This window comes from Acinetobacter lwoffii, assembly GCF_029024105.1.
Lineage (GTDB): Bacteria > Pseudomonadota > Gammaproteobacteria > Pseudomonadales > Moraxellaceae > Acinetobacter > Acinetobacter lwoffii.
This window is the reverse complement of the sequence record NZ_CP118963.1, coordinates 1,149,712-1,163,471: the sequence shown is the minus strand read 5'-3', so window position 1 is coordinate 1,163,471 and position 13,760 is coordinate 1,149,712. Positions and strand designations below refer to the sequence as shown.

Sequence of the window (13,760 nt, the reverse complement as noted above, 5' to 3'; positions counted from 1 at the left end):
AAGTGTAGCTACTTATCAACTTTTTCTCTATGATGCGACAATAATTAATTGCGATAAAAGCATGATTGGTTAATGAGACAAATGAAGCATCACTTTAAAATAAATCCTCTAGCGACTGCGATCTTAACCCTTTTATGTGGCAGCTCAGCCTCCGGCTATGCTGCATCAAATGTCTCGTCCGATGTAAATGCAGAACAACTCAAACAGCGCATAAATGAGACCTATCCAGGTGAAGCATTCTTTTCGCAATACTATGTCGACAAATCCTCAGCTGAAGCACAGCAGCGGCAGGAAAAATACTTAAGTTCGGCTTATTGTGAAGGCACCTGGGTGACCCCGATTGCCCCAGATGCAGCAACCGTTGCGCCAGATCAGGCTACATCCACCATTACTGCAGATTATGGACACTACAATCCAGCAGGTGACTCTTATTTAGAAGGCAATGTCATCATTGACCAGCAAGGTCGCCAGATTCGTGCTGAACGCGTAACGATTGATCAAACCCAGACCTATGCCAAAGCAGAAGGTCGGGTACAACTTGCTCAGGGTGGCCTACTCTCGCAAAGTGATGATATTAATTATAATTTAAAGACCCAAGAAGGCGACCTAAATAACAGCTTCTATATTGCCGAGCAGCAACATGCGCATGGTCGGGCAGAAAAGATCGCCAGAACCTCGACCGAGACGGTAGAACTGGAAAATGCGACCTATACCACCTGCCCACCTGAGCAAAAACCGACCTGGAAAATCCAGGCAGAAAAGATCAAGTTGAATCAGGAAACCGGACGTGGTGAAACCCGGAATACCAAGCTTTATGTTAAAGATGTTCCGGTTTTAGCGGTTCCCTATTTCAACTTCCCGATTGATGACCGCCGCACTACCGGTATTCTGACGCCGACATTTGGCTTTACCAATGATGGTGGTCTGGAACTGGGTGTTCCGGTTTACCTGAATTTAGCACCACAATATGATGCGACAATTACGCCGCGTTATATTGGCGATCGTGGTACGATGTTAGACGGTGAGTTTCGCTATCTGACTGAGAATTATGGTGAAGGCCGTATTTGGGGAGGTTATTTACCTTCCGATGAAAGCTATAGCGACGAAGACCGTAAAAGCCTGCATTTCTTACATAACTGGCAGATCAATAATCAGCTCTCCACCAACCTTGAATATAACTACGCTTCAGACAAAGATTACTTTGCCGATCTGGATAACAACCCGAACTCTAAAACTGACCTGAACTTACGCCGTGCCTGGGAAGTCAATTACAAAAATGGTATTCCTGGCTTAAAGGCACAATTCAAAGTCGAAGATTTCCAGACCTTAGATCCAACTGTACTGGATGAAGACCGTCCTTATGCACGCTTGCCGCAGCTTTTAGTCAATTACAAAACTGGTAATCCATTGGGATTACAGCTTGAATTTAATAACGATACGGCTTATTTCCAGAAAGACCTGAGAAATTTCGCCGATACTGATCCAACGGGTGAGAAGGTATATCAACCGAGTGGTACACGGATCTATAATGACTTTTCCGTGCGTTATAATCATTTTACCCCGTGGTCATTCTTCATTCCTCAGGCAACTGTACGCAACATCAATACTTTCTATGATGAAAAAACCCAAAGCCGTAGCGCGTCTAGTGAAAATAATTCAATTGTGGTGCCACAATTCACGCTGGACACCGGCTTAATTTTTGAAAAAGAAGGTACGTATCTACAGACCTTAACGCCTCGTCTGTTCTATGCGTATTCACCTTATGAGAACCAGCAGAATCAGCCAAACTTTGATTCAGTCGTCGCTTCGATTAATTATGATCAACTTTTCAGTGCGCGTCGCTTTTATGGTAATGACCGCCTGGAAGACAATAACTTTGCCTCCTTAGGTCTGAGCTATAGCCTATTTAATGAAGAAGGTCTGGAGCGCCTGCGTGCCAGCGTTGGACAGAGCTTTTTCTTTGAAGATCGCCGTGTAACGTTGGAAAATGATGCAGATGAATTCGACCGTGAAAGTCATACTGGCCCTGTAATTCAACTGACCAGCCAGCTGTCAAATAATGTTCACGTTAATCTGAACTCAAGCTGGATGTCGAATGGATCGAATGCCCAACGAGATTTGCAGGTTTATTATACCGGTGAGCAAGGCAATCTTTATAACCTAGGCTATTTCTATCGCAAAGATATTCCGAACCGTCAAAAGAGCTATGATCATGTGGTGGGTTCATTTATCCAGCCGATTGCCAACAACTGGCGTCTGGTTGGACATGCCCAGTTTGACCTCGACAATAGTGTCGCACGGGAATATTTACTTGGCGTGAACTATGAGTCATGCTGTTGGGGAGTTTCTGTTTACGGTCGCTCATATTACAATGACTTAGACGACGTTAATGATTCAAGCGTCAAAGCCAAACGCGCCATTATGGCCGAAGTCAGCCTGAAAGGCTTAGGTGGGTTAAGCAGCAAACTCACCTCATTACTAGAAAATCGTATTCTAGGTTTTAACAATATCAATCAAACTTGGACAGAACGTTAATGAAGACAAAACAGTTAAAACAAATTTTTAAAGCAACCGCACTTGTGCTATGCCTTTCTTCAGCGATGACGACTTTTGCTGTTGCCCAACCTAAAGATGAAGTTGTAGCTGTAGTCGACAATAGTATCATTCTACGTAGTGACCTGGCTCAAGGTGTAGCCGAAATCTCACATCAGCTGCAAAAACAGAAAAAGGCAGTTCCACCACAACAATATCTTGAGCAACAAGCTTTAGAGCAACTGATTATTCGTCAGGCACAGCTTGAACAAGTTAAACGTTATAATATTCGTCCAGATGAAAAAGCTTTAAATGAAGCCGTCCTGAAAGTTGCCCGTGATTCTGGTTCACCGAGTCTGGAAGCATTCCAGCAGAAACTGGATGCCATGGCGCCCAATACCTATGCTTCTTTACGTAACCGTATCGCTGAAGATTTAGCACTGAATCGTTTACGTCAACAAATCGTGACTTCACGTATTCAAATTACAGATCAAGATGTTAAAAACTTCCTAAATACCCCGCAAGGTCAAGCTTTGCTTGGCAGTCAGGTCCATGTACTGCATTTACGGGTAAGCGGTGAAAATGCTGAACAAATTGCAACAAAGGTAAAGCAAGAATTAAATAGCAGCAATGACATTCAGGCGATCAGCAAAAAGTACAGCACTGGCGGCGTTAAAGTCGAAGCTGCTGATATGGGTGTGAGAAACCTGTCAGAAATTCCAGCAGAACTGGCTGCACGCGTGACCACCCTGCAACCAGGTCAAACTTCTGAACTGATTCCTGTCGCTGATGGTGTACATGTTCTGAAGCTCTTGGAACGTAAAGGTGGCGAACAGAAAGCCCTTGTTCCTCAATATTTAACACGACACATTCTGATTCAACCGTCTGAAGTGGTCAGTCCTGAAAATGCCAAACAAATGATTGATAGTCTGTATAACCGCCTCAAACAAGGTGAAGATTTTACTGTTTTAGCTTCAACGTTCTCCAATGATACTGGCTCGGCTCGTGATGGCGGAAGCCTTGGTTGGGTTAGCCCAGGCGTGATGGTGCCTGAATTTGAACAGCAGATGAAAAGCACCCCAGTAGGTCAGTTCAGTAAACCGTTTCAATCCCAGTTTGGCTGGCATATTCTGCAAGTGAGTGAAACACGCCAACAAGATATGACACAGGAATATCAGGAACGTATGGCTCGCCAATTACTGGGTGAACGTCAATTTGATGCCGAATTAGATAGCTGGTTACGTGAAACGCGCAATAATGCTTATGTAGAAATCAAAGATCCGCAACTGGATCCTAAACGTAACCGTTAAGCCTTACCAGAATGCTAAAAAGCCAACGACATCTCGTTGGCTTTTTTATTTAAACAGCTTAAAACGTACAGATATAAAAAAACCTCTCATTGAGAGGTTTTTTAATTTTCAAACTCGATTAACGATTGTTTTCATCGTCTGAAGAGTCTTCAAATTTAGTATCGTTGTCAAAACCAGCGCCTTGACCACCAAAGCCAGCACCTTGACCACCGAAGCCGCCTTGACCACCAAAGCCAGCACCTTGACCACCGAAGCCGCCTTGACCGCCGAAGCCACCGCTTTGACCGCCAAAGCCACCTTGACCACCGAAGCCGCCGCCTTGACCGCTAAAACCACCTTGACCACCGAAGCCGCCAGCACCTTGACCGCCACCAAAGCCACCTGCAGCACCTTGACCACCGAAGCCCGCACCTTGTGGACCAGCAGGCGCGCCAGCAGGACGTGGATTACGTGCAGGTACTACAGTTGAAATTGCATGCTTATAAACCATTTGGCTTACTGTATTTTTTAATAAAACCACGTATTGGTCAAAAGATTCGATATGACCTTGTAATTTAATACCGTTTACTAGGAAGATAGATACTGGGATACGTTCCTTACGGAGAGAATTCAAGAATGGATCTTGTAAAGTTTGACCTTTAGACATGTTATAACTCCAAAAAAAATTAAAAATCAGCGCAAAAACTATCTCTATTTTTCAATTAAAAATTATAAAAAAGATAGTCCCTAAATTTTGCTTTATCCGTGACAGTTTCGCAAGTCTTCTTGAGCCTGCTGTAGCGTAAAATATGTTGTAAATTTATGCTTTTCTTGCAAAGACCTTAACCACGTATATTGACGTTTTGCAAGTTGTCGTGTCGCAAATAAAGCTTTATCCTCCATTTCCCGTTGCTTTTCCTTGGTTTTATCAGCATTTTTTAAGAATTCCATAGCCTGACGATAACCCACTGAACGCATGGAAGGTAAATTTTCATTAAAATCGTATTTTTCAATTAAATTCACAACTTCATTTAAAAAACCGCTTTTCCACATAATTTCCAGACGTTGTTCAATACGCCCATGTAATTCTAACCGATCTGGCATCAGTGCATAATTATGGAAACTGTAACGATATGGTAAGTTTTTAGGTTGTTCTGCCTGTAGTTTTGTAATCGGCTCACCAGTCAATTTAAAAACTTCCAAGGCTCGAATAATGCGCTGCTTGTCGCTAACCTTGAATTTTTCACCGGCAATCGGATCGACTGCACATAACTCTGCATAAACCGCTTCCCAGCCCTCCTGCTCACCCTTGGCTTCAATCTCTGCCCGGATAGCATAGTCTGCACTTGGTAGGTTATCTGACAAACCTTCAAGCAAGGCCTTAAAATACAGCATGGTTCCGCCAACCAGAATCGGGGTTTTACCACGCACATGAATATCATCAATCAGGCGGCAAGCATCTTCGACAAAGTTGGCTGCAGAATACACTTCAAGTGGACTAATAATATCAATCAGATGATGCGGATAGCGCGCCAGTTCCTCTTTAGAAGGTTTGGCTGTACCAATGTCCATTTCCCGATAAACCAGTGCAGAATCGACCGAAATCAGCTCAAATCCCCCTTGCTCATACAGTTCACATGCCAAAGCGGTTTTACCACTTGCAGTTGGCCCCATTAAATTGATGACCGGCAATTGATTGGACATGTAAAACTACTCTCCTCGAGCAAAAAGTTTATCTAGTTGAGCCAATGGAAAGGCGCGCCAAGTCGGACGACCATGATTACATTGACTGGCAAATTCGGTTTGTTCCATCTGCCGTAATAAAGCATTCATTTCAGACAAACTTAGGATACGATGCGCTCGCACTGCACCATGACAGGCCATTCCCGCCAAAATTTGGTCACGCTTCTGCAATAGGCTTTGTGCTTGATCCCCCGGATCTAAATCATTCAATAATTCAGGAATCAGGGCATCAAAATCCGCCTTGTGTAGAATAGCCGGCACGCCACGTACAATGACTTGCTCATCACCATACTGATCAATTTCCAGACCCAAACGTGCGAGTTGCTCTTTCAGCTCTTCTACCCGCATCGCCTGCATCCGGCTAATGTTTACGACCTTTGGAATCAGTAGTTGCTGTGACGTCCAGAATTCAGGTTTATCCCAGGCTGATTTCATTTGCTGCAAAACAATACGTTCATGCGCCGCATGCATATCGACAATAATCAGACCTTCGGTATTTTGTGCCAGAATGTAGATACCATGTAACTGGGCAATGGCAATGCCCAATGGATGCTCATCCACTTTGGCCTTTACATGTGTCTGAAAAGACTGCTCAGGACTAAATACTTCGGTTTCCGAACTTTCTCTGAGCGGTGCTAAATAACTTTGCAAGGCATTATTCAGCTGCTGTGAACCAGAATAAGATTTACGGTAATCTTGGGAATAATGCACTGTTTGTGGACCTGAAGATGCAAAATCGGTCAGCACATCTGAAGTTTCATTTTCACTTAAGGCAGATGTCGTTCTCACCACCTGTGGCTGAGAATGCGCAGTCTGATGCAGGCTGAACTGTTCCTGATAACGCGGTTGCGGGGCCGTCAAGCCAGGCTGCTCATCCTGTTTCATTGCCTCGGCTAAATCTGCAGTTGCGGTCTGGAATTGTGCCAACGTTTCTTTGGCATAATGCCGTACGAACTCATGTACTTCACGTTGATTCAGGAAGCGAATTTCATGCTTGGTCGGATGGACGTTTACATCCACATTTTCTGGATCAACTTCTAAAAACAGTAAATAAGCCGCATGCTGATGCCCATGCAGGATGCCGTCATAGGCCATCCGTAAGGCATGGGAAATGGTTTTGTCTTTGACAATCCGGCCATTTACATAGACATACTGCAAATCAGCCTGTGCACGTGCATCTGAAGGATGGCCAAGCCAGCCAGACAAACGCATGTTGATACTGTCTGCATCCATCCAGTAGGCATTTTCAGTAAATTGGCGGCCAAGCAATTGCTGTACCCGCTGAAAACGCAAAGCGCCGCTATCCGCCACGGGTAAATTCAGTTTGATGCTTTCATTATGTTCTAGCACAAAACGGATATCAAAATGCGTCAGTGCCATACGGCGCACAATTTCTTCGATATGACCAAATTCAGTGCCCGGTTTTTTCAGGAATTTACGCCGTGCAGGCACATTAAAAAACAAATCCTGAACCCGGATATGCGTCCCTTTTGAGGCCGCAACAGCCTGAATTTCCTGATGATCAAAAGCCGTGCCATTGACTTCGACCTGATAACCGATACCCTCGTCACTTTGACTGCTGATCATGGTCAGGCGTGAAACTGCTGCTATCGACGCCAGTGCTTCGCCACGAAAGCCCAGACTGCTAATCGCATACAGTTCATCAGCACTCTGGATTTTGCTGGTGGCATGACGCATCACGGCCAGCGGTAAATCCTCATGATGAATTCCGCGTCCATTGTCGATGATTTCAATTAAAGTACTGCCGCCCTGTTCGACCCGAATGATCAGCTCTGTCGCCCCCGCATCAATCGAGTTTTCCAGTAACTCCTTGACCACAGAAGCCGGACGTTCAATCACCTCACCTGCGGCAATCTGGTTGGCAAGTGCAGGATCAAGGGCACGAATACGGCGCAGACTTAAATCATTCGACATGTGAAAATTGACGCTCCAGAGCCTCTCGTAAAGCAAGATTCGATGAAATCAGGCTTGCAGTACGGGTAAGTTCATCTTCAGATTTTAAAATTTCAATAATCAGGTCAGCTTGCGGAATTTCATCGCCACCTTTGGATGGCCATTCAAATAAAAATAGCGCATTCGGTGTTTCCAGGTAATCCCGGATGCCCATCAGTTCCAGTTCATACGGATCATTCAGACGATACAAGTCAAAATGAAAAATATCCTGACCATTAATTTGATAGGGTTCGACCAGTGTATAAGTTGGACTTTTCACTGAACCTTTATGACCCAGCTGTTGCAAATAATAACGTGTTAACGTCGTTTTTCCTGCCCCTAGGTCACCAATCAGATACACGACCCCCGCAGGGAAATTTTCCGCCAGAACCTTGGCTAGTTTTTGGGTATCGTCTTCATGATTTAAAGTGACATTAAATGAATAAGGCATATTACTCACGACATGATGCAAAAGAATAAATATGATAGCATCGCCACGCTTTAAAAGCCTATTCACCTGTGTGAGAAACTGTATTTTTTCACAGCATCTGTTCCTTAAGAGGTTAATCTGCCTGCCATGCAAACGACTGTTGAATTTAACCCGCCCATGCTGAATGGGGTCAGTGCCAGTAAAGTTTTTTTGCCAGCCAGTCCGGATGCGCCCCTGACAGTTTTTGATTATTTATGCACACAATTTGCGCATATCGCAACAGATGAATGGCAGTCCCGTTTCACCGAAGGTCTGGTCTATGATGCTCAGGGCAATCAATTAACTACAGCAAGCCTATTTCAGGCCAATAGTCACTGTTTTTATTACCGTTTTTTGGCACATGAAGTGCATGTTCCTTTTCAACATCAGATTTTATTTGAAAATGAGCATTTCATGGTAGTCGATAAACCGCATTTTTTGACCATGAGTCCGACCGGACAATATGTGCAGGAAACGCTACTGGTTCGTCTTAAAAAACAGACCGGCAATGAGCATTTAACGCCTATTCACCGGCTGGATCGTGAAACGGCAGGTGTGGTCCTGATTTCCAAACGTGTGGAATCACGTGGCCTATATCAACAGATGTTTGCCACACGTCAAGTGCAGAAGACTTATCATGCGATTGCGGCCTATCAACCTGATTTAAAATTTCCATTGATCACGCGATTAAGAATGGAAAAGGGACAGCCCTTTTATACCATGCACGTGCTAGACGGAACGCCGAATAGCGAGACGGCGATCGACCTGCTGGAACATAATACAGAATGGGCCAAATATGAGCTAAAACCACATACTGGCAAGCAGCATCAATTACGGGTGCACTTGAATCATCTGGGTATTCCGATCCGTCATGATCCCTTTTATCCACAGGTAGCGCACAAGGCGGAAGATGATTTTTCTGCACCTTTAAGTTTATTGGCCAAACATATTCAATTCATCGATCCGATCACGCAGAAAAGCATGAATTTCAGCTCGCAACTTGAATTGACACTGTAAATCTCTTGTCATTACAGATTATTTTCCAAAATCGGTCGCTTTAAGATTGAATTTCAAACGTAATTGATTAGAATAAAGGCGAAAAGTTAAGTAATTTAAAGCTTTAAAAATATTATGAGAAAAACTGAAGTTTATCAAATTCGCTTGGACTCGCAAGAGAAGAAACAAGCCTTTGCGGTATTTAAGCAATTGGGGATTACGCCAGCTCAGGCAGTGCGTCTTTTTTTCAAGCAAGTGGTGATTACCAAATCGATCCCCTTCTCGATTGAAAACCAGAATATCAACCTGGAACAACTGATTCGCCTGCGCAAGCTAAAACAAAATGAAGCGAAAACCGAGCAAAATGCGCTTTCCAGTTCTGCCCTGAATCTGCTGGATGATCAGGAGATCCAGCTGGATGATGATCATCTTGATTTATTTGAAGAACTGAATGCCATTTTGGGTGAAAGCGACAAAATTTAACATTGTTGCATTTCCAAACAATTTCTAAAGCCTGCCACTCACAAACTTCGCTATGCTTGATGCTGATAATCAATAAAAAATTAGCATGGAGTATGCAATGCTCGTACGACGCGCCCAGTCAGCAGACCTGAATCAGCTGGCGGTATTATTTGATGAATATCGACAGTTTTATGGTACGTCTTCCAATCCTGAACTCTCTTACCAATTTTTAAAACAGCGTTTTGAAGATGGACAGACCGTCATTTTCATTAATACCAAAGATGACACTTTTACCGGCTTTATTATCCTGTATCTGGGTTTTTCTTCGGTGGCTTGCTCGACTTATTATATTCTGGATGATGTCTATATCACCCCGGTTTTTCGGCGTCAGGGCGCAGCCAAACAACTGATTGATACCGCGATTTTATTTGCCAAACATGAACAGGCCTTAAGAATCACCCTGGAAACCCAAAAAAACAATTATCAATCGCATAAATTGTACGAATCTATGGGATTTATAAAGGATGATGAATTTCAGACTTATCACTGTTTCCTGAAATAAGTCCTAATCTTTTTCATCACATTTCAAGCGAATAAAAAATTTATTATTCTGAGCGGAATTTGGCCTGTGCCACCTGTTCAGCATTTAAATACAGCCATTCTCCTTCAGCCAGTTCAGGCAAGGCCAAAGCACCAATCTGTGCACGATGTAGCTGTTCCACTTTATTGCCTACGGCAGCTAGCATGCGCTTCACCTGATGATAGACGCCTTGATGAATGGTCATTTGCAGACGATTTTCAGCCAATCGTGTCACTTCGGTAGCTGAAAAAATGCCTTTTTCATTTCTTAATTCAACACCTTGTTCTAGTTGCTGAATCTGTTCATCCGTGACGGCATCCGCAGTTTGCATCTGATAAACTTTGGCGACATGCTTTTTCGGATGGGTGAGCGCTTGCAGAAACTGTCCATCATCGGTCAGCAATAATAGTCCGGTGGTATCCTGATCCAGACGGCCTACACACTGAATCCCCCGATTCAGCAAAATGTCATCAAACAGGTCAAACACACTAAAATGATGCGTCGCCTGATGCGAACACTCGTAGCCTTGTGGTTTGTTTAAGGCGATATAAACTTTTTCCCGATAGGTATGACTTTTACCATAAACCTCGAAATTTAAATGATTTAAATCCAGGTTATATTTAGGATTGTCAACCACTTCATCTTGAATTGAAACAGCACCATTTTTAATCAGTTGCTGACAATGCTTGCGGGAGCCGAAACCTTGTGACTGCAACATTTTTTCCAATAGCATCTGTTTATACCTGTATCGAGTGAAGACCTATGCATTCTATCCTGAAACAGTCATGAATTTGGTTTCTTCCGCTGTTTTCTAGGTATCATGCGTTGAAAAGCTCTACAATAGCTTTATTTTTCATTCTTTCTCTCCCGCTTATGTCGCAACTTGATCTGAATCTGATTGTTCTTTTGGTTTTACTGGCTTGCGGTATTTTCAGTCACAATAGCGCCGTCACCATTGCTGCAGCGGTGTTAATCGTTTTGAAAATCACGCCTCTCAGCAGTTTATTGCCTTATGTACAGGCGCATGGTTTAAATATCGGCATTATTATTCTGACCATCGGTGTTCTGACACCGATTGCCAGTGGCAAAATTTCAGGAGAAAGTATTCTCAAATCTTTCCTGAGCTGGAAGTCTTTGCTGGCAATCGCGATTGGGGTTTTTGTTGCTTGGCTGGGCGGACGTGGAGTGAAGCTGATGTCAAATCAGCCAGATGTGGTGGCCGGACTGTTATTAGGCACAGTGGCTGGTGTAGCAGTATTACGCGGTGTTCCAGTCGGTCCTTTAATTGCGGCTGGGATTTTATCGTTATTGATTAGTACACAATAAATGTACAAATCATCAGCGCGTATTCCCAGTATGCAATAATTTCTCAAAAATACATCACATGACCGGAAATATGCAGACCACCCGTTGATTATCTTGCGCTAAGCTCTAAAGCAGTGCTTCAGGCTTGCTCAGAAGATATTATCAGATCAACGGAATACTTTATTAATTCGATCTTTCAAAATTCAAGCAAAGGAAAGTGAATGATTTTTAAAAGCGGTGACCTGATAAAAATTTGAAATTCAATAAATGACACCTACCAGTCTAATCTTTCAAAGCATAGACCAAACTTTCTATCATCTCACCATTTTCCAAATATACTTTAACCGGAATACGTTGATATTCATCGCCTTCAAATGCATCCAGCTCATCCCAATATTGGGGAAGATTCTCGGATATGAATACATAACCCTGAACAGTCTCACCCGAATCACTGAGCTGAATACCCGGGCTACCCAGTTCAGCACCCCAGCCACGCTGCTGCAAATGCCCACGAATATAACCGGCTTTCCAGCTTCCCCCAATCCGTTCCATGACATGGGCATTGGGTTGCTGGGGACGAAGCGTGCCGTATACAAATAAACTGTGCATCTTAAGAACTCTTAAACATCATTGTGATAATTATTCTACAAATAGTAGTGCCAAACGCACCTGGTCATAAGCCATTTTAGGCGTAGTCAATTCCACAATCGGACGCAGCTTAATAGAACCGTCATCATTAAAATGTTCCGAGTTTTGACGCTTGGTCAGACGTTTATAAATCTTGCGAACCTGTTCCACCACTTCCTCACCCGGATGCGCAAGCGAGATATCCAGCCCCTGCTCTTTATGCAAACGTCCCAAATGATTGATGATGGTTGCCGGAGTCAAACCACGTTCAGTCGCGATATCGGCAATTTCATAACCTTCTTCAAACAGTTCACGCGTTTCGTCTAGCGTTGCCGTGGCATAGCTTTGTTTTCCAGCATTCTTGGAAATTTTCTTTTCATTGCGCTGGATTTCAACTTCATTCAAAGTCCCGCCACAATGCCGGATAAAGGCTTTGTGCTGCGCAGTCAAATCGACATTTTCAAAATTCGCTTCGGCTTCATCAGAAAGTTCCTGAAAACGGCGATCAGCTTTAATCGCCAGACTGTCGAGCTCCAAAGCCTGTTCATTAAAGCCTTTTAAACGTAAGCCATTTAAGCTTTTCAAACGGGACAAGGCGACATAGCCCTGACCTTTTTCAAAGGTATGACTCAGATCAATTTCAGCAGCTTCCAGGGTCATGCCTTGTGATTTATGAATGGTAATTGCCCAGGCCAGACGCAATGGAATCTGCTGGAAACTGGCAATGGTTTTACCGGCCTCATTGTCTACCGACCAGGTTTCAGGCTCAACCACCAGTGTAGTACCATCGGTCAGTTTGACTTTGGGCAGCACGCCATATTCATCATCTTCCTCAAAACTGATCACCTCGCCCAGACTGCCATTGATATAACCCATATCAAAGTTGTTTTTCACAAACATGACTTTGGCATGTTTTTTCAGGGTTAAGGCTTCAGGCGCTCGCACTGACGATTTTAAAGTCTCGATCAGCTTTTCATTGCCATCACACTGCGCGTCAAACTGGCGTGGATCATTGTCAATTTCATTCAGATGTTTAAAGTTAATACTGTCTACATCCATATTATGCGTATACAGGCGCGTATAGGTCTCGCCGATTTCTTGATGTCGGGTGGCCTGTAAAGCCGTGCGATGTTCATGGCTAATCGCCTGGGCACGAATCGCATTCAGAATATCATTCAGATAATCATTGCCCTGACGATGCTGCTCAGTCAGGTAGCAAACGCGGAACTTGGCTTCAACCCAGGCATCCGACATAAAGCAAAATTTGTCCCGGTTGCGCTCATCATTTTTACCGACTGGCGGTAACTGGAAAAAGTCCCCTGCTACAATCACCTGAATACCACCGAAAGCTTCATCACTTTCCTTGAAATATTTCAGTACCTGATTGACCAGATTCAACTGCTTGGCATGCAGCATGGAAATTTCATCAATAATCAGGACTTGCGCATTTTCCAGATGTTCTTTTAAGTATTTTCGCTCTTTCATCCGCTTTAAATCTTCTTCAGACAAAAAGTCTTTAATACCAATGCCTGCCCAGGTATGAATGGTCATACCATTCATATGTGTGGCTGCAATACCGGTCGATGCGGTAATTGCGACGGCGACCTTACGCGCCTTTAAATAGTTAATATATTGATTCAGCGTATAGGTTTTTCCCGCACCGGCAGAACCGGTTAAAAAGACATTCTCTCCTGCTTTGAGTAACTTAAGGGCAGTTTCCTGTTTCATAAGAGCAACACCGTAAAAGAACGGCTATAGCCTAACGATTTTTAGCGGAAAAGTTAAGCGTCATGGCGGAAAACAA

The 13,760-nt window shown here is 43.7% G+C and carries 13 protein-coding genes; 6 read left to right on the top strand and 7 right to left on the bottom strand.

The window, feature by feature from the left end; genetic code table 11:
• Positions 1-81 precede the first annotated feature (81 nt).
• Both PYW33_RS05530 and PYW33_RS05525 read left to right on the top strand, forming a co-directional pair.
• A complete protein-coding gene (locus PYW33_RS05530) occupies positions 82-2,535 on the top strand; it encodes an LPS-assembly protein LptD (RefSeq protein WP_004645480.1) in 2,454 nt (817 codons plus the stop codon).
• Complete coding sequence (locus PYW33_RS05525) at positions 2,535-3,842, top strand: peptidylprolyl isomerase (protein ID WP_004645481.1); 1,308 nt, start codon at positions 2,535-2,537, stop codon at positions 3,840-3,842. The genes PYW33_RS05530 and PYW33_RS05525 overlap by 1 nt, the downstream gene beginning before the upstream one ends.
• Before the next feature lie 118 nt (positions 3,843-3,960).
• Here PYW33_RS05525 and hfq read toward each other — a convergent pair whose 3' ends face one another.
• The 4 genes from hfq to tsaE all read right to left on the bottom strand — a co-directional run bounded on the left by hfq (position 3,961) and on the right by tsaE (position 7,968).
• Entirely contained in the window at positions 3,961-4,488 is a 528-nt protein-coding gene (gene hfq, locus PYW33_RS05520; protein ID WP_004645482.1) for an RNA chaperone Hfq, read from the bottom strand.
• A 92-nt stretch (positions 4,489-4,580) separates the two neighbouring features.
• Positions 4,581-5,525 (bottom strand): tRNA (adenosine(37)-N6)-dimethylallyltransferase MiaA, encoded by a 945-nt coding sequence (miaA, locus tag PYW33_RS05515; RefSeq protein ID WP_004645483.1) that lies wholly within the window; start codon positions 5,523-5,525, stop codon positions 4,581-4,583.
• 6 nt (positions 5,526-5,531) lie between these two features.
• Complete coding sequence (gene mutL, locus PYW33_RS05510; RefSeq protein ID WP_004645484.1) at positions 5,532-7,499, bottom strand: DNA mismatch repair endonuclease MutL; 1,968 nt, start codon at positions 7,497-7,499, stop codon at positions 5,532-5,534.
• Complete coding sequence (tsaE, locus tag PYW33_RS05505; protein WP_004645485.1) at positions 7,489-7,968, bottom strand: tRNA (adenosine(37)-N6)-threonylcarbamoyltransferase complex ATPase subunit type 1 TsaE; 480 nt, start codon at positions 7,966-7,968, stop codon at positions 7,489-7,491. The genes mutL and tsaE overlap by 11 nt, the downstream gene beginning before the upstream one ends.
• 126 nt (positions 7,969-8,094) lie before the next feature.
• Between tsaE and PYW33_RS05500 the strand changes: the two genes are divergently transcribed.
• The 3 genes from PYW33_RS05500 to PYW33_RS05490 all read left to right on the top strand — a co-directional run bounded on the left by PYW33_RS05500 (position 8,095) and on the right by PYW33_RS05490 (position 10,006).
• On the top strand, positions 8,095-9,003 hold the full coding sequence (locus tag PYW33_RS05500) for a pseudouridine synthase (protein WP_004645486.1): 909 nt from the start codon (positions 8,095-8,097) through the stop codon (positions 9,001-9,003).
• Between the two features lie 114 nt (positions 9,004-9,117).
• Positions 9,118-9,465 (top strand): type II toxin-antitoxin system RelB/DinJ family antitoxin, encoded by a 348-nt coding sequence (locus tag PYW33_RS05495; protein WP_004645487.1) that lies wholly within the window; start codon positions 9,118-9,120, stop codon positions 9,463-9,465.
• A gap of 97 nt (positions 9,466-9,562) precedes the next feature.
• Positions 9,563-10,006, top strand: a complete 444-nt coding sequence (locus tag PYW33_RS05490) for a GNAT family N-acetyltransferase (RefSeq protein ID WP_004278907.1) — start codon at positions 9,563-9,565, stop codon at positions 10,004-10,006.
• 43 nt (positions 10,007-10,049) lie between these two features.
• On the opposite strand, the gene PYW33_RS05485 is transcribed toward PYW33_RS05490, so the two are convergent.
• Positions 10,050-10,757 carry a pseudouridine synthase gene (locus PYW33_RS05485; RefSeq protein WP_004645489.1) on the bottom strand — a complete coding sequence of 236 codons (708 nt, stop codon included), beginning with the start codon at positions 10,755-10,757 and terminating at the stop codon, positions 10,050-10,052.
• 140 nt (positions 10,758-10,897) lie between these two features.
• Between PYW33_RS05485 and PYW33_RS05480 the strand changes: the two genes are divergently transcribed.
• On the top strand, positions 10,898-11,350 hold the full coding sequence (locus PYW33_RS05480; protein WP_004645490.1) for a DUF441 domain-containing protein: 453 nt from the start codon (positions 10,898-10,900) through the stop codon (positions 11,348-11,350).
• A gap of 261 nt (positions 11,351-11,611) precedes the next feature.
• Here the strand turns inward: PYW33_RS05480 and PYW33_RS05475 are convergent, their stop codons facing one another.
• Complete coding sequence (locus PYW33_RS05475; protein WP_004645491.1) at positions 11,612-11,938, bottom strand: gamma-glutamylcyclotransferase family protein; 327 nt, start codon at positions 11,936-11,938, stop codon at positions 11,612-11,614.
• Between the two features lie 30 nt (positions 11,939-11,968).
• Positions 11,969-13,684: an AAA family ATPase gene (locus PYW33_RS05470; protein ID WP_004645492.1), complete on the bottom strand. Its 1,716-nt coding sequence runs from the start codon at positions 13,682-13,684 to the stop codon at positions 11,969-11,971.
• Positions 13,685-13,760: the final 76 nt, after the last annotated feature.